Here is a 17,025-nt window from a genome sequence, read left to right on the forward strand (position 1 = left end):
TGCGGCTGCATGTCAGTCCACTATAACTCCTGCCGTGACAGATGCTGTCCTATGTGTCAGGAGTTTCCAAAAGAAAAATGGGTAGATGCACGGCGTGAGGATATCTTAGATGCTCCGTATTTCCATGTAGTTTTTACAGTTCCAGAAGAACTTAATCCCATTATCTACAGCAACCAGAAATTCTTATACACTGCTCTTTATCATGCGGCTTCAGATACTCTCAGTGAACTTGCTGCTGATAGTAAATATCTCGGGACTGATATCGGCTATATTTGTATCCTCCATACATGGGGAAGCACCATGAATTTTCATCCTCATATCCATGCGATTGTTCTTGGTGGAGGGCTGGATGTGAAAAATCATTGGAAAGACAATGGGAAAGATTTTTTCCTTCCGATTAAGGTAATCTCAAAAACGTTTCGTGGAAAATACATGGCTGAACTTAAGCAGCTCTGGGAAAATGACAGGCTTGAATTTCATGGATCGGCTGCACCTTACAAAAACTACTATACTTTCAAGGAATTGTTAAATACCTGCTATGCAAAGGAATGGATTCCTTATTGCAAGAAACCATTTGACGGTGCCGAATCTGTTATCAGATACCTTGGAAAATACACCCACCGGATTGCTATCAGCAACTACCGTATCAAAAGTATGACAGAAGCTACAGTTACCTTTTCTGCTAAGGATTATAAAAAACAGGGTAAGTGGAAGGAGATTACCATATCTGGTGAGGAGTTTATCCGTCGATTTTTAATGCATGTTCCTCCAAAACGTTTTGTACGTATCAGGCACTACGGTCTTCTTTCATCCAGAAATAAGAAGAAAAAGATTACCCTATGCAGAAACATCCTTGGCTGCAAAAAATATATTTCCAAGCTGAAAGATATGGATGCACCTGCCATTATCCGTCTTCTTTATAATAAAGATATATGCAAGTGCTCTTCCTGTGGTGGTAAGATTATTCCTCTGCCTACAGAACAATATTTTATAAAACCAAAACCACATATGCTCTGTTAACGTATCATAACTGTATATTTTTTTAGCTTCCTTAGGGAGGCTTATTTCTGGTGTCATAATACAGGACTGAATTATAAATTTTATGTGTTTCTATGTGTACACGCTATCCTATTATAAATAGAGTGTCAGAATTAAAAGTCCATATAGAGTTGACGCGCTTTGTTCAACCAGAAAAAATCGAAATTGATGCAAACGAAAGGGCAGTTAATGAAAAATCTCAATACTGCTTTTTCGTTTGCACCACCTTCGATTCTTTCCTTAACGATTTGAAAGGATGATGATATGATGGATAAATTAAAAAAGAACATGGTTTTCTACCTACTGTTGCTGATAGATTTTTATATCGTTCCTTGGTTTATAAAAAACACAGGAAGTGCAATGATTGTTATGTTAGTAATTATTCCTCTAATATGTTTAATAACCTCTGTTTTTTATGGGATTAGGAATGGTTTTAACTTCTGGTATATTTTGATTGTAGCAATAATGTTTGCGCCATCTATATTTATATTTTATAACTCAAGTGCATGGGTTTATGTAGTTGGATATGCTGTTATTGCATTATTGGGAAATTTAATAGCATTGCCATTAGGAAAAAGATAACTTCAAGTTTGTATGCGACAAACATTTGAACACTTTTTGAACACCGCAACCGTGATGAAGTCTTCAAAGCCCCTTTCTATCAGTATTTGAGATTAAGAAAAACGGTTCGATTCCGGTCTGCGGCATGATTAAAAGCTCTTGGATTTCCAAGGGCTTTTTTGATATATACGAATATACACAATACAGGAGGTTAAAAATTATGGATGAAAACATGAAGAAAAGAAACGAGATCCTGGCGAAGACGGTGATTAAAGGGCTGGAGTCCCGCAATATGTCCGGCTACTATGCGGCAGATAAAGAAGCTGCTGTGAAGCAGGCATTAGAGCTTATTCCAGAAGGCAGCACCATTGCAATGGGCGGCTGTGCCAGCGCTTCCGAAGTAGGGCTGATCAGTGCCTTAGAAGATGGCAATTACAACTACCTTGACCGCAGTAAAATGTCTCCAAGAGAAAGCCTTATGGCGGCATATGATGCAGATGTATTCCTTTCCAGCGCAAATGCAATCACAAGCGATGGCGTTATGGTCAACATTGATGGAAATTCCAATCGTGTCTCCTGCATTGCCCAGGGTCCAAGAAAAGTAGTATTCATCGTGGGAATGAACAAAGTCTGTTCCGACCTTGACGCAGCAATGAAACGTGCCAGAAATGTAGCAGCCCCAGCCAATGCCCAGAGATTCGATGTCAAAACTCCATGCAAAGAAACCGGCAAATGCTTCGACTGCAAATCCCCGGATACAATATGCTGCCAGTTCCTGATTACAAGATATTCCCGTCACGAAGGCAGAATCCATGTAATTCTGGTAAATGATACACTGGGATTCTAATATAGAATAATTTGGAAAAAATAATCCCTCTCTACAACTAGTGTGCCAACAAGTTGATTTCTGGAACAATCTTGCGTCTAAATTTCTTATTTCTGCGTTGTTGTCGGTCGCCGTAGCCACCGCTACGCCTCCTTCCTCCGCCTTGAAATAAAAAATTTATCCTGCAAGATTGCTACAAGAATCAACTTGTCGGCACACTAGCTTTATCCCTTTAGATAAGGTACAATAAAAGATACGCGGATAAAAATAAAATGAACCTACAGGAGGAATTTTCCAAAATGAAAAAAGCTACATTATTTGCAGCAGCAACTGCCTTATTAGGTGCAGTCTGGGTATCAGGTGCAACTGTCTTTGCGGAAACAGACGCTTTTCCTGTTACAGTAATGGACGACTTTGGCAATGAAGTTACACTGGAGAAAGCACCAGAGAGCATTGTATCTCTTGCACCAGTGGACACTGAGATCCTGTTTGCTCTTGGAGCAGGCGATTCTGTAACTGGAAGAACAGACTACTGCAATTATCCGGAAGAAGCTGCAGATGTAGATTCTATCGGAACATACATGGAACCAAACATGGAGCTGATCTTATCCAAATCCCCAGATCTTGTTGTAGCATCCGGATTCATCGATGACAACATCCGTCAGCAGTTAGAAGAAAACGGAACCGCCATTTTTATCACAAATGCAAGTGATCTGGAGTCCACAGAGAAAAACATCGAGACACTTGGAAAGCTCATCGGACATGATGCAGAGGCAGAAGAAGTTGTAAAGAACATGGAAGATGAGTGGACAGACTTAAGCGCAGAGCTTGAGAATGTGAAAGAAGAGAAAAGCGCATTTATCGATATAGGAAGCCTTTACAGCGCCGGACCATCTTCACTTCTGGACAATTCCATGCAGATGATCAAGGTAGAGAATGTGGCAGCCGATGCAGACAGCGCATGGCCGCAGCTTTCCGCAGAAGCAGTTGTGGAAGCAAATCCGGACGTATACATTTCCCTGTATTCCACACTTGAGGATGTACAGCAGACTGCAGGACTTTCTGATTTGGCATGCCTGAATGAAGACGGCGGATTCATCTATATCGATGATTCCAGCGTAGAAGGCGACATGATCCAGAGACCAGGCCCGCGTTACGTAGAAGGCTTAAAAGTACTTGCTGAGCTTGTTTATCCGGAAATCGCAGAGTAAATATTGGAATTCTGAAATTTAATAATGGAAGTACAAAGTAAGGGGCAAGGAATTTGCCCCTGCTTTTGTATCATCATATTTAAGAATTCAGAAGGCTTCCAAATACAAAAAGGAAAACTATATGAAAAACAAAAAAAGCAAAACCGGATTTCTTGTGCTGGCTGTTCTTCTTTGTCTTGGAATTGTCTGGGTATGTACCATTACAGGTGCAGCTTCTGTATCCATAAGTGATGCAAACCGCATTTTGCTGAACAAACTGTTTCATCTTAATGTAAGTCTGGAAGAAATCTCAAAAGGCAATATTACTATCATCTGGAACATTCGTTTTCCCAGAATTATTCTGGGTTTCATAACCGGAGCTGCCCTTGCGGTAAGCGGAGCCGGATACCAGGGCATTTTCAAAAATCCAATGGCAGATCCCTTTGTGCTGGGCATCTCATCAGGAGCCGCTTTGGGCGCTGCTGTAGGAATCGTATGCCATTTTACATTTCGCATAGGCGTGTTTAACAGCACCATGCTTCTGGCATTTGCAGGCTCCTTTGCCACATTATTCCTGGTATACAGTATTTCCCGGGTGGGCAGGCGAGTTCCAGTGGCAACCCTGCTGCTGTCGGGAGTGGCAATCAACTCCACACTTTCTGCACTGATGTCCTTTATCATGATGATGAACAAACAGAGCATGGATCAGATTATGTTCTGGACCATGGGAACTTTGAATGGAAAAGGCTGGAACCAGATTGCGGCAGTGTTGCCCTGGGTGCTCATCGGACTTGTGATCATGCTGCTTTCCTGCCGGGAACTGGATGTAATGCTCACTGGAGAAGAAACAGCAACCCAGTTAGGTGTAAATATTGAATTAGTAAAAAGAAAAGTCCTGTTCGCGTCCAGTCTTCTCACTGCATCGGTGATTTCTGTTACCGGAATCATTGGCTTTGTAGGCCTGGTAGTTCCCCATGTGGTACGCCTGCTCACAGGCCCCAAGCACCGCAGGCTGCTTCCGGTATCTATGGTATTTGGCGGCGCATTTATGGTAATCTGCGATACGGCTGCCAGAAGTCTGACCACCTCAGAAATTCCAGTGGGAATTATCACATCCATCTGCGGCGGTCCATTTTTCCTGTATCTGCTTCGAAAATCTAAGAAGGGAGGGGGAGTAGTATGAAAAATGAAAATCAGACAATGCTTTCCTTTTCTCATGCGGCAGTAGGATATGGGGAAAAAGTGGTGCTGCAGGATGTAAGCTTTCAGGTGAAAAAAGGCGAGTATGTGGCGTTAATCGGCTCTAATGGAACAGGCAAATCTACCCTGATCAAATGTGTGTCCGGCCTTCTTCCCCTTACAGGCGGTGAGATTGAGATCTGCGGAAAAAACAGCAGGAAGCTGAAAGCCCGGGAGCGTGCGCAGATGGTAGCTGTGGTTCCGCAGTCCTATTATGTGGACTATGATTTTACTGTAGAGGATATTGTAATGATGGGGCGAAATCCCTACATCGATTTTCGCCATCGTGAAAGCCAGGAAGATCGGGAAATCGCAGAGCGCGCCATGAAACTGACCAAGACAGATATGTTCCGAAATCGGCTTTATAACCAGTTAAGCGGCGGTGAGCGCCAGCGTGTGATCCTTGCAAGAGCCATTAACCAACAGCCTGACATTATCCTTTTGGACGAGCCTACATCTGCACTGGATCTGCATCATCAGATTGAAGTAATGGAACTGATCCGTCAGCTGAACGAGAAAGAGCATATCACAGTGCTGGCAGTTCTTCACGATATCAATCTGGCATCCAGATTCTGCAGCAGAATCGTAATTTTGAAGGACGGAAAAGTGAAAGCCGACGGGCCCCCACGGGAAATTATCAATCGCCGGGAAATTATTCCCATTCGCGTCATGGACGAGAAACAGACTGCGAAGCCTCTTAGGATCCACGTGATTTGCGGGGAAAAAGGCGGCGTGCGTATTTTGGAACAGCTGACCAATATGGGACACTTTGTCAGCGCTGGAGTTGTGAACCGGGAAAGCGATGATGCCGAGATCTGCGAATATCTGGGGATCCCAAGGATTGAGATTAATTCCTTCCAGACAGTAGGTCCAGAAGAGCAGGAGAAAAATCTGGAGCTGATGAAAGATGCAGACGCGGTGATCGTTGCGGACATTCCTTTCGGAGAAGCAAACATCCGCAATCTGGATGGCCTGGAGCATGTGAAGGGAGAACTTTACATTCACAGGAACATCAGGACTCAGGATTTCACACATGGGAAGCTGCAGAAACGCCTGGAGGAAATACAGAAGACAAAAGAAATCCATTTTTTTGAAAAATTCAATGCCGGGGACTGGCAGTAAAATCAAAGCTGTATTGCCCCAATGGAAAAATAACGAAATTGTAACGGAGAACAAAAATGATATACATCAGTCATCTCATTCCGGATGAGAAAATGAAATTCTTTGTGGAAAAATACGGTGTAGGAGTGGAGAGCATTGATTTTTCCATTTCGGACAACCTGGATCAGCTTTCCAGGTCTATAGAGTATTGTCGGGAAAAATTAAAATATATGGGAACGGACCAACTGATTCTGCACGGCCCATTTCTGGATGTGAATCCCTGCGCTTACGACAGTCTGGTAAGGGAAGCCACCATGACCCGTTTTTCCCAGTGCTATGAGGCCGGGCTGGAGCTTGGTGCAAAGAAGATCGTTTTTCACTCAGGAATGAACCCGTATGCCTATTACAAAGAAGGCTGGGCAGATCATGTGTCTGTTTTCTGGCAGGAATTTATGGAGGATAGGCGGGAAATCGAGATTGTTCTGGAAAATGTGTTTGATAACGACTGGGAACTGCTTCTGGATGTTTACCAGCGGGTAAATCAGCCCAATTTCAAGCTTTGCCTGGATATAGGACATGCGCACTGCTATTCCACCGTAGATGCTCGAAAATGGGCGGAAAATCTGGCACCTTATGTGTCTCATGCCCATGTCCATGACAACTGCGGTGACCGGGATTCTCATATTGGTCTGGGAAAGGGAAATCTTCCATGGAAAGAAGTCCTGAAGCTTTTGCCCCAGGATCAGGGGCGTACCTGGACCATTGAATGCATGAAAAAAGAAGACGTACAGGCATGCCTTGAAAGCCTGTATGCCAGTGACTTTTGCGGAGTATGAGCAGTGCCGGATGGACCTCTTTTGTCGAATTATAGTACAAGTTGTCGGACGATTCTTGTTGCAAAATTCTGATATAAAAAGTAGAATAATGACGGAAAGTGCAAGGGAAAAATAGTAAGCTACTAATGAACTGTGCGTAATCAGTACATATCAGGAGGAAAATACAATGGAAATGACAACAAGAATGATCATGCTTCAAAATATTGAGAAGATGGTAAAGGAACAGGATAGAGTAGATGAAGAGGATTCCTATATCAAACAGGACAATGAAGATCTGAAATATCTGGAAGGCAGATACGAACAGCTGCAGCTCCCTCATACTGTGAAGCGTGTAATTGACGATTATATCGCCTGCATGCAGACAAGGGATGAGAGGTATTCTGATCTGTCCTATGCGGCAGGAGTGCGGGATACCATCAATCTGCTGAAGGGGCTTGGAATGCTCAAAGACACTGTTGCTGCGACAACAGGAATTTTGTAAAGTTAAAACAGGAAAAGAGTTATTGCAAGTGTGGCTGTGCCAGAAGCAGAAAACTGCTGGGAAGCCATATTGCAATAACTCTTTTTTGGCTTTTGGATAAATATCTTTTCCATATTTAAGAGTACTTGGAAGAACCAACGACAGTCTGGAGACCGTTACCTTATTCTGGACAGCCTCCGGAATTGAATTGAATGTAAGAGCAACAGAAATCTGTCTTTTCCGTAATATGGAAGGGGACAAGGTAAGAAATGTAAAGTTTCTTAGGGATACACCTGCATTTCCTACAGATGAGAAAACATTGCTTCAGGTGCTAAGTGTTGAGACAGACGGTGAATTTTTCCCGCTTGAGGAGCCAAAGCTTAGAATGGAAGTGATTGGGGACAGTATTACTTCCGGGGAAGGATGCAGCGGCGCAGAGAAGGAGATGACCTGGAATTCATTCTGCTTCAATGCAGTGGATCATTATGCATATATGGCAGCAAAAGAGCTTGGGGCGGTATATCACTGCATCAGCCAGAGCGGCTGGGGCGTTTTCTGTTCCTGGGAAGGCAATGAGCAGCAGGCGATTCCGCTGTATTATGAGCAGGTGTGCGGCCTTTTAAATGGTGAGCGAAATAAAGAACTGGGCGCTCTGGAAAAATGGGATTTCCAGAAGTTCCAGCCAGATGTAGTTGTGGTAAACCTGGGAACCAATGACGGCAGCGGCACCCGGGATATGGAAAAGGTTGAAAAGGCTGTGATTGATTTTTTAAGAAAAATAAGGGCATGCAATCCAGAGAGCATCCGGGACATCTGTCTCACAAAAAGGCAGCGAAGATACTGGCAGAAAAAATCCGGGAGATTTCTGGCAGCAGCGCGGATGTTTCTTTTGAATGAACAGAAAATCATGGTGAATTATCTGTGAAGATATGCTAAAATCGTTAATAATAAAAAACGAGGAGTGACATTATGAAAGTATTGATTGTGCGCCATGGTGATCCGGATTATGATATAGATTCCCTTACGGAAAAAGGCTGGAAAGAGGTGGAATATCTTTCCCAGAAGCTTTCTAAGCTGGATGTGAAGGCATTTTATGTATCACCTCTTGGAAGAGCCAGGGACACCGCAGCCCCAACCCTGAAAAAAATGGGAAGAACCGCAGTGGTATGTGAGTGGCTTCAGGAATTCCCCTGCCAGATCTGGCGCCCGGATGTGAAGGATAAGAAAATTATTGCATGGGACTGGCTGCCCCAGGACTGGATGGCAGACGAGCGCTTTTTCCAGTATGACCACTGGTTTGAGAACGAGGCCATGCAGGAAGGTCATGTGAAGGAAATGTACGATCATGTGACCGGAGAATTCGATAAGGTTCTGGCAAAGCATGGTTATGAGAGAGAAGGCCATTATTATAAAGTAAATGAGGAAAATAACGACACCATTATTTTCTTCTGTCATTTCGGACTGGAATGCGTGCTTCTCAGCCATCTGCTGAATGTATCTCCCATGGTGTTATGGCATGGCTGTGTAGCTGCGCCCTCATCTGTGACAACCCTGACAACCGAAGAACGCCGTCAGGGCATCGCTGCCTTCCGTATGAGCGCTTTCGGTGATATTTCTCACCTGTATGCCAACAACGAGCCGCCGGCTTTCGCCGCAAGATTCTGCGAAGCCTATGGAAATAAAGACCAGAGACACGATTAAGAACTTTTTATTGAATAAAAATTCCATTTGTGTTATAGGCGACAGGGAAAAACAGAGTCAGTAATAGCAAGTTTCGTATTCAGTTACGAGTTCATTATTTTCATTTTAGAAATTTTATAAAATTATTAGAATTTGGACAAATATTTCTCACATTTATGCGATATGATATATACATCTTAAGAGAGAGAACTCTTAAGAAAAACTCTTTCCTTTCCCTAAAAATGTATAAATAAACCACCGTCTGTTGGCAAGAACGTCGACTGGGCGGTGGTTTTACGTTGTGCAAAAGCATATCTGGACAAGTTCTGAAGGATTGACTATAGTAAAGGATACAGACAATATTATGCCTGAGCAATTAAGCTAAATGCTGCTAGTGTACCGACAAGCTGATTTCTAGAACAATCTTGCGTCTAAATTTCTTATTTCTGCGTTGTCGTCGGTCGCCGTAGCCACCGCTACGCCTCCTTCCTCCGCCTTGAAATAAAAAATTTATCCTGCAAGATTGTTACAAGAATCAACTTGTCGGCACACTAGGGGATAGCAGTATTGGCATTTTATAATAAAATATGCAAAAAAATGGAGGATCCATATGCAGTCAGCAATTCAGCTGCAGGAGCTTCTGCGGTCTATTAACCGAAAGAGCTATCCTGCTTACAAGTCTTTGAAAGGTGTTTACCAGTTTCAGAAATATATTTTAGCAATCGACCATGTACAGGGAGATCCCTTTGCATCCCCATCTCATGTGAGCGTAAAAATTTCCCATAAGGCAGCAGGCTTTCCCGCTGCGTATTATAAAGATCATCTTACCAGAATTACGCTTGCGGATTATCTTACCCGCCAGTTTGAGCAGCAGGTGAACCGCTATACATTCCGCGCCAAAGGTTCCGGGAAAAGCGGTCTGATTTCTGTGACGAAGTGCGGACAGGAGGTTCTGGAGCGAACTGCCTGTGAGATTACAGAGCAGGGAATCATTGCCAGATTTTTCGTGGGATTCCCGGCGAATGGACGAACCATCAATTCAGGTGAATTGGAGAAGATTTTCTTTGAGTTTCTCCCTGTTTGTGTGGAAAAAGCATTCTTCTACCGGAATTTAAGTGGAAAAGATCTGGAAAATGCCATATTTCTGGCAGAAGATCAGCAGTTTATCCGTGAGGAGATTTCCAGACGTTCCCTTGCGGCTTTTGTAAACGATGGCGCGGTTTTGCCAAGAGAAAGCGGAATTTCTTCCAGACCGATGAAAAACTGCGTGGACTTTTCTTCCCCGGAAAGCCTGCGGGTGACCATGGAGCTTCCTCACAAAGGAAGGATCACAGGCATGGGAATTCCGAAAGGAATCACTTTGATTGTCGGCGGAGGCTATCACGGCAAATCTACCCTTTTGAATGCTCTGGAACTGGGCGTATACAATCATATCCAGGGGGATGGCAGGGAATATGTGATTACCGATTCCACTGCCCAGAAGCTGCGTTCTGAGGACGGACGATTTATAAAGGATGTGGATATTTCCCTGTTCATCAATGATCTTCCAAACAAAAAAGACACCAGTTGTTTTTCCACAGAGGATGCCAGCGGAAGTACTTCCCAGGCAGCTGGAATTGTGGAGGGAATCGAGGCGGGAAGCCATGTTTTCCTGTTGGATGAGGATACCTCTGCAACCAATTTTATGGTACGGGATGCCTTTATGCAGCGGGTGATCAGCCGGGAAAAAGAGCCCATCACTCCATTTCTGGAGCGTGCCCGTGACCTGTATGAGAAAGCAGGGATTTCTACTATTTTGGTGGCCGGAAGCTCCGGCGCATTTTTCCATATTGCGGATACGGTGATTCAGATGGACAATTACAGGCCTGTGGATATTACGGATAAGGCGCGGAAGCTTTGCGGGGACTATCCTTTAAATGAAAGCACAGCATCCGAATTCTGCCTGCCTCACAGCCATCGGATCATGTCCAAGGCGGCACCGTCCAAAAGCCCCAAAAAGGACTATTACGGCTATTTCAAGCCCCAGGATAAACCAGAGCGCCTGAAGGTAAAAGTACACGGCCGTGATGGTTTTTCCATTGGCAAACAGGACGTGGATCTGCGGTATATTGAGCAGCTGATCGACAGCGAGCAGACCCAGGCCCTTGGCGGGCTTCTGAAGTATGCCGTAGAGAAACTGATCGACGGGAAAAGAACCCTGCCGGAGATTGTGGAGATTCTGTGTGACCGACTGGAAAAAGAAGACATGTCTTTCCTTGCAGAAGGTTACATTTCCTGTGGCTATGCGGTACCCCGCAGACAGGAAATTTACGCCTGCTTCAACCGTTACAGAAGACCATAAACGCGAAATACTGTCGCGGCGCTGCCCATGCGTGCAGGAATAAACCTCCATCAGTTTGTGCAGGAAAGCACATTTGTCAGTAGCTTTTTGGTTCGTTATACGTTATAATGAACTTTGGATGAGGAAAACGCCGGGACCAGAGCGGTGGAAAAAATGATTTCTGCGGTTTGCATGCTCTGGAATTGGCCTGGTGTTGCAAGGATAACAGAAGAAAGGTGGATATAGATTTATGGAACGTCCAAATGCATGGCTTTCATATTCCGAGGCTGATATGAATCAGCTGGAAGATGTAGCAAAGAAATACCGTCATTTCTTAAATGTGGGAAAAACAGAGCGTGAGTGCATCACACAGATCGTGAAAGAAGCCGAAGAGGCTGGTTATGTTTCCCTGGAAGAAAAGGTGAAAAAAGGCGAGGCTCTCAAAGCAGGAGATAAGGTTTACACAGTTGGCATGAAGAAGATCATTGCCCTGTATCATATTGGAGAGGACGATCTGGCAGAAGGTATGAATATCCTTTGCGCGCACATCGATTCCCCAAGACTGGATATCAAGCAGAATCCGTTATATGAGGATACAGACCTTGCATATCTTGACACCCATTATTATGGCGGTGTGAAGAAATACCAGTGGGTTGCCCTTCCTATGGCAATGCACGGCGTAATCGTGAAGAAGGACGGAACCGTTGTGAATGTAACAATCGGTGAGGATGAGGAAGATCCGGTTCTTTATATCACAGACCTTCTGATTCATCTTGCAGGACAGCAGATGGCAAAGAAAGCTTCCGAGGTTGTAGAGGGTGAGAAGCTAGATATCCTCATTGGAAGCCGTCCTCTTGCAGATCTTCCGGATGATAAGAAGAAAGAAGCTGTGAAAGAGAATGTTCTTCGCATCCTGAATGAGAAATATGGTGTGGAAGAGGAAGATTTCCTTTCCGCAGAGCTTGAAATTGTGCCGGCTGGCAAGGCCCGTGACTGCGGACTTGACCGCAGCATGATTGCTGGTTACGGACAGGATGACAGAGTTTGCGCATACACTTCCCTTCTGGCTCTTCTTGAGATGAAAGCTCCAAAGCGTACAAGCTGCTGTCTGCTGGTTGATAAGGAAGAGATCGGAAGCGTAGGAGCTACCGGTATGCAGTCCCGTTTCTTTGAGAACAGCGTAGCAGATGTTCTGGATGCACTGGGACAGTATTCTGACCTGAGACTGAGAAAGGCGCTGAAGAATTCCAGCATGCTCTCCTCTGATGTAAGTGCTGGATATGATCCTGCATTTGCAGAAGCTTTTGAGAAAAAGAATTCTGCATATCTTGGAAGAGGTATTGTGCTGAACAAGTTTACTGGAGCCCGCGGAAAATCCGGTTCCAATGATGCTAACGCTGAGTATGTGGCAAGAGTCCGCAAGATTTTCAACGATCACAATGTATTTTTCCAGACTGCAGAGCTTGGCAAGGTAGATGTGGGCGGCGGCGGAACCATCGCTTATATTGCTGCTCTTTATGAAATGGAAGTAATCGACAGCGGCGTATCTGTTCTCAGCATGCATGCACCGTGGGAGGTTACAAGCAAGGCAGATGTATACGAAGCTTATAAGGCTTACAAGGCATTCCTTCTGGATGCATAATAGAATGAATGAAAGTACCGGGCAGACATTGACATGATGTCTGTCCGATATTTTTCTGGCAGTTAAGTGAGCCATTCAAATTTGGAAAATAACGCAGATGAATATTTAAATGGGGAGAAAACAGTATGATAAAAAAACAGGCACCTGGGGAAACCATCCTGAAAGTGGGCGGCATGCTCCTCCTTTTTCTGGGGGTAATGCTGGCATTTGGCAGCGGAAACACACTTTCCCTGGCAACAAGAGGCAGCGCTGACAGTGCGGTGATAGAGTATCTTCAGCAGAATAATATGACCTATACCCAGCTGGTGGCAAGTACAGTGATGGTCCTGGCAGCAGGAGTAATCTACCTGGCAGCAGGCGTAGTGGGCGTGAAACAGGCAGGCAATATAAAAAACGCAGGAATGTGCATGGGAATGGGAATCCTTCTGGTTGCGGAGGTTATTGCGGAAGTGATGGTCACTATGAATTTTGGCGAATTTGATCCTGCATCTGTAATCCGCATGCTCATGTTCCCGGCAATTTACATGGTAGGAGCCATCCTCAACTGGCAGGCAAAGAACGCCGAAAAGCAGTAAAATAACGGTAGTATGGGTTGCACATCAAATCGTACCAATAACACGAAAAAAACATACAAAAAAATAAATAAAAAAATTCAAAAAAGGTGTTGACAAAACAGTAGGTATCGTGTAGAATACTCATTGTTGCGAGGGAGAAACGCAAGAGCGTAAGAAACTCGTAAGAATCAAATGTGTGTTTAGCTCAGCTGGATAGAGCGTTTGGCTACGGACCAAAAGGCCGGGGGTTCGAATCCTCTAACACACGTAACTAAGAATCGGAATCATTGAGAAATCAGTGGTTCCGATTTTTTTTGTTACCATCTTTCGTTTTTTACGATATATACTATGAATGGAAAAATTCCAATGGAGGATTTCCATTCACAAGGCGCCTTACAATCTTATAGCGCGCCCCCAAATTGTGACGCACATCTTGCAGAAAGCCTTTTGGGGGCACGCTCTAGAAACCTGGAGGATAATCTGTAAATGAAAGACAATGAGATTATAGATTTATTTTTGGCAAGAGATGAGAAAGCAATTGAAGCAGTAAGTGCGAAATATCATCCCTACTGCTATAAGATTGCCTGGAATTTACTTGCAAATAAAGAGGATGCCGAGGAATGCCTGAACGACACCTGGTTTTCGGTCTGGTCGCGGATTCCTCCTGCACGCCCTTTGGCTTTAGCCCAGTTTTGCGGTCAGATTACAAGAAATCTTAGTATTGACCGTCTGAGGAAAAAGCATGCCGGGAAGCGTCCGGACGTTCATATGGCAGATGTTCTTGGTGAAATGGATCAGCTAAATATTGCGTATACCATGGACGATCAGCTGGCAGAAAAAGAGCTGCTGAAAGTCATCAATGATTTTCTTGGAAATCTGAAAGCCGAAGACCGGGATATTTTTGTAAGAAGATACTGGTTTCTGGATTCTATTGCCGCAATTTCCAAAAGACATCATATGTCAGCTGGAAGTGTAAAAATGAATCTGTACAGAAATCGAAAGAAACTGCAGAAGGTGCTGGAAAAAGAAGGAGGCCGCCTATGAAGAAATTTGATTTTTCAAAAGAATTCGGAAATATTGATTCGAAGTACATCAGTGAAGCAGAAGAGGAATGGAAGGGAAAAAAGAACATCTGGACACCAACGTTTTGGAGCAGAGCGGCAGCAGCATGCGTGATCGTGGCATTGGGCTCCGTAATTTTTTCAAACCCGAAGGTACAGGCCGCAATGAAAAATCTTACATTGTCTATAGAAGAGACGCTAGGTTTTCCCAAGAGTATTGCTTCCTACACAGAAGTATTAAACACTTCTCAGACGGACAAAGGAATTACCGTAACCTTAAAAGAGGTAGTTCTGGATGATGGAGTTTTGCTGGCAAAGGTGCATGCAGAAAAAACAGCTTCTGGTCAGGAAGCGGCAGATCCTGATCAGGATGCACTGACTTTTGCAAATACACAACTTGATATTGATTATCACAAAACTACCATAAACGGGCAGAAAATGAATGAGTACGAAAGCGGAAGCTATCTGCCGTATTCAGAAGAAGAGTTATTAAATACAGGACTGGATGAAAATGTCTATGATGCTGTTCTGGAATCCCGCTTTTCCACTGATGGAGATTTGGGGGAGAATCCGGAAGTACATTTGGTGCTTGGTGCCTATAGAGATGAAAATTTAGGCGAAGATTATTTCGCGGAGTTTGAGTTTGACTTTTCTATCCCGCATGAGGAACTTATGAAGCAGACTGTTCACAAAAAACTGGAAGACGTTTCCATTGAAACGGATGAAGGAACCATTAAATTAACCGATTTTTCCATGAATAAACTGCAAAGTACAATGACAGCAGAAATTCCGGAAGAACTTGCGGAAAAACTGTACAATAATTATGAGATGATACTTGTCGGAACAGACAGTAAAGGAAATCAGGTGCAGTATGAACTAAGCAATGAATCGGGGGATGGCAAACCTCACTGGAGCTTCAAAACCAGTTTCTGGGGTATGTATCAGCTGGATTCTGACGGCCCTGTACTTTTGCTTCCGGACATTGACAGCGATGGTTTGGAATTGCAGCTTTATGCTCGTGAGCGTTACATGGCGTCAGATGCGGATATTATTTTTGACGATGGAACAGTGTTGACTACGGATGATCCAGTTGAAACCGCAATTATTGGAGGGGCAGACGCGCCTACTGAAATAGAGATACAGGATAACATGGATCCAAAAGAAAATGCGGATGACGAGCTTTATGGAACAGAAGAAAGTGATGCCTGGGGAGAAGCTGGCATTGAGGATGACTCAGATTATGGAATTGCCGTTGGGAATAAGATAAAGATTCAACTTAAATGATAGGAGAGAATGAATGCCAGAGCCTGCTGCAAAAAGCATCTCATATTTACAGAAATACACTCTGAAAATGCCATTCTAACTCAAAAATCCCTTGTCAAAGAAGCTTTGCGCGTCTGTTTTTCTGGTGTAAAAGGCAAATTGCTTTTCATTTGGCCGTTTTTTTTCTATAATCTCATGTAAGAAAGCAAAAACGACTGGAAGAACAGGAGCGAAGCAAATATGAACATAGGCAGTCAGATACTGAAAATTCGAAAAGAAAAAGGATTAACCCAGGAGGAATTTGGAAAAATATTTCACGTCACCAGGCAGACCGTATCCAACTGGGAAAATGAGAAGAGCTATCCGGATCTGCAGATTCTTATAGACATCAGCAACCGTTTCGACATTTCCCTGGACGTCTTAATAAAAGAAGATGTCAAGATGGTAAAAACCATGGATAAAGAAAGAGTGCTGGGAACATTGAAACGGGAAAAATCTGTTATTGATTTTTTCACAGGCGCAGGTACCGGAATTGTGATTACCTGCCTGTTCTCAGCAGATACTATGGCCAGAACGGTTACCATTGCGTTAGGCGTGGTCATGATCGGAATCGGATGGTACCGTGAAGCTAAATATGATAAAAAACTGTTCCGATATATGAAAGAAGACGAAGAGCGTTGAGGGGGGAAAAGGCATGAAAATCTGGCGTGAATTATTAAGTTATGTGAAATTGATTGTCATAGTAGTGGCGATTACTCTGGTTATCAATAATGTTGTTCTGATTAACGCGAAAATCCCTTCGCCCTCCATGGAAAACACACTTATGGTCAAAGACCGTCTCTTTGGCTTCCGCCTGGCGTACGGAATTAACCTGAATCTGTTCGGCTATGAAATTTCCGAAAAGTTCAAGGATCCTGACCGGTTCGATATTGTAATATTCAAATCTCCGGATGACGAAAGCCGTCTCTTTATCAAGCGGGTAATCGGGCTTCCTGGAGAAACTGTGGAAATTAAAGATGGAAAGGTTTATATAAACGACTCCAGTACTCCATTGGACGATTCCTTTATTCCAGAGAAGATGACGGGAAATTACGGCCCATACAAGGTCCCGGAAAACTGTTATTTTATGCTTGGCGATAACCGGAATAATTCCAACGACTCCCGTTTCTGGAAAAATAAATTCGTCCGCTTCGACCAGCTTGTGGGAAAAGCTGTGGTGAGATATTATCCATCCATCAAGTGGCTGGGCTAGCT

At 43.9% G+C, this 17,025-nt stretch carries 17 protein-coding genes and 1 tRNA gene; all 18 read left to right on the forward strand.

Annotated elements, in window-relative coordinates; translation table 11 throughout:
- Positions 1–1,020, forward strand: a 1,020-nt coding sequence (locus DWZ38_RS12095; protein WP_243000249.1) for an IS91 family transposase, incomplete at its 5' end; no start/stop codon positions are given.
- A 282-nt stretch (positions 1,021–1,302) separates the two neighbouring features.
- A complete protein-coding gene (locus tag DWZ38_RS12100; RefSeq protein ID WP_081733101.1) occupies positions 1,303–1,620 on the forward strand; it encodes a hypothetical protein in 318 nt (105 codons plus the stop codon).
- A 199-nt stretch (positions 1,621–1,819) separates the two neighbouring features.
- A complete protein-coding gene (locus DWZ38_RS12105; protein ID WP_021926313.1) occupies positions 1,820–2,446 on the forward strand; it encodes a lactate utilization protein in 627 nt (208 codons plus the stop codon).
- 278 nt (positions 2,447–2,724) lie between these two features.
- Positions 2,725–3,636 (forward strand): ABC transporter substrate-binding protein, encoded by a 912-nt coding sequence (locus tag DWZ38_RS12110; RefSeq protein ID WP_021926314.1) that lies wholly within the window; start codon positions 2,725–2,727, stop codon positions 3,634–3,636.
- Positions 3,637–3,757: 121 nt separating this feature from the next.
- Positions 3,758–4,798, forward strand: a complete 1,041-nt coding sequence (locus DWZ38_RS12115) for an iron chelate uptake ABC transporter family permease subunit (RefSeq protein ID WP_021926315.1) — start codon at positions 3,758–3,760, stop codon at positions 4,796–4,798.
- Positions 4,795–5,976, forward strand: coding sequence for an ABC transporter ATP-binding protein (locus DWZ38_RS12120; RefSeq protein WP_021926316.1), 1,182 nt, complete (start codon positions 4,795–4,797; stop codon positions 5,974–5,976). The genes DWZ38_RS12115 and DWZ38_RS12120 overlap by 4 nt, the downstream gene beginning before the upstream one ends.
- Before the next feature lie 56 nt (positions 5,977–6,032).
- A complete protein-coding gene (locus DWZ38_RS12125) occupies positions 6,033–6,791 on the forward strand; it encodes a sugar phosphate isomerase/epimerase family protein (RefSeq protein ID WP_021926317.1) in 759 nt (252 codons plus the stop codon).
- A gap of 166 nt (positions 6,792–6,957) precedes the next feature.
- Positions 6,958–7,272: a hypothetical protein gene (locus tag DWZ38_RS12130; RefSeq protein ID WP_021926318.1), complete on the forward strand. Its 315-nt coding sequence runs from the start codon at positions 6,958–6,960 to the stop codon at positions 7,270–7,272.
- Positions 7,273–7,459: 187 nt separating this feature from the next.
- The gene (locus DWZ38_RS12135) at positions 7,460–8,176 is read left to right on the forward strand and encodes a GDSL-type esterase/lipase family protein (RefSeq protein ID WP_117853073.1); all 717 of its coding nucleotides are present in this window, start codon (positions 7,460–7,462) and stop codon (positions 8,174–8,176) included.
- Between the two features lie 44 nt (positions 8,177–8,220).
- Positions 8,221–8,952, forward strand: a complete 732-nt coding sequence (locus DWZ38_RS12140) for a histidine phosphatase family protein (protein ID WP_021926320.1) — start codon at positions 8,221–8,223, stop codon at positions 8,950–8,952.
- Between the two features lie 589 nt (positions 8,953–9,541).
- Complete coding sequence (locus DWZ38_RS12145) at positions 9,542–11,272, forward strand: ABC-ATPase domain-containing protein (protein ID WP_021926321.1); 1,731 nt, start codon at positions 9,542–9,544, stop codon at positions 11,270–11,272.
- Positions 11,273–11,501: 229 nt separating this feature from the next.
- A complete protein-coding gene (locus tag DWZ38_RS12150; protein WP_021926322.1) occupies positions 11,502–12,893 on the forward strand; it encodes an aminopeptidase in 1,392 nt (463 codons plus the stop codon).
- Positions 12,894–13,018: 125 nt separating this feature from the next.
- Positions 13,019–13,468, forward strand: a complete 450-nt coding sequence (locus DWZ38_RS12155; protein ID WP_021926323.1) for a hypothetical protein — start codon at positions 13,019–13,021, stop codon at positions 13,466–13,468.
- A 173-nt stretch (positions 13,469–13,641) separates the two neighbouring features.
- A tRNA-Arg gene (locus tag DWZ38_RS12160) sits at positions 13,642–13,715 on the forward strand.
- 218 nt (positions 13,716–13,933) lie between these two features.
- A complete protein-coding gene (locus DWZ38_RS12165) occupies positions 13,934–14,491 on the forward strand; it encodes a sigma-70 family RNA polymerase sigma factor (RefSeq protein ID WP_021926324.1) in 558 nt (185 codons plus the stop codon).
- Entirely contained in the window at positions 14,488–15,792 is a 1,305-nt protein-coding gene (locus DWZ38_RS12170; protein ID WP_117853076.1) for a DUF4179 domain-containing protein, read from the forward strand. The genes DWZ38_RS12165 and DWZ38_RS12170 overlap by 4 nt, the downstream gene beginning before the upstream one ends.
- A 219-nt stretch (positions 15,793–16,011) precedes the next feature.
- Positions 16,012–16,452, forward strand: a complete 441-nt coding sequence (locus DWZ38_RS12175) for a helix-turn-helix transcriptional regulator (RefSeq protein ID WP_021926326.1) — start codon at positions 16,012–16,014, stop codon at positions 16,450–16,452.
- Positions 16,453–16,465: 13 nt separating this feature from the next.
- Positions 16,466–17,023 (forward strand): signal peptidase I, encoded by a 558-nt coding sequence (gene lepB / locus DWZ38_RS12180; protein ID WP_021926327.1) that lies wholly within the window; start codon positions 16,466–16,468, stop codon positions 17,021–17,023.
- Positions 17,024–17,025 lie beyond the last annotated feature (2 nt).

Source organism: Ruminococcus sp. AF31-8BH (assembly GCF_003460605.1).
GTDB lineage: Bacteria > Bacillota > Clostridia > Lachnospirales > Lachnospiraceae > Blautia_A > Blautia_A acetigignens.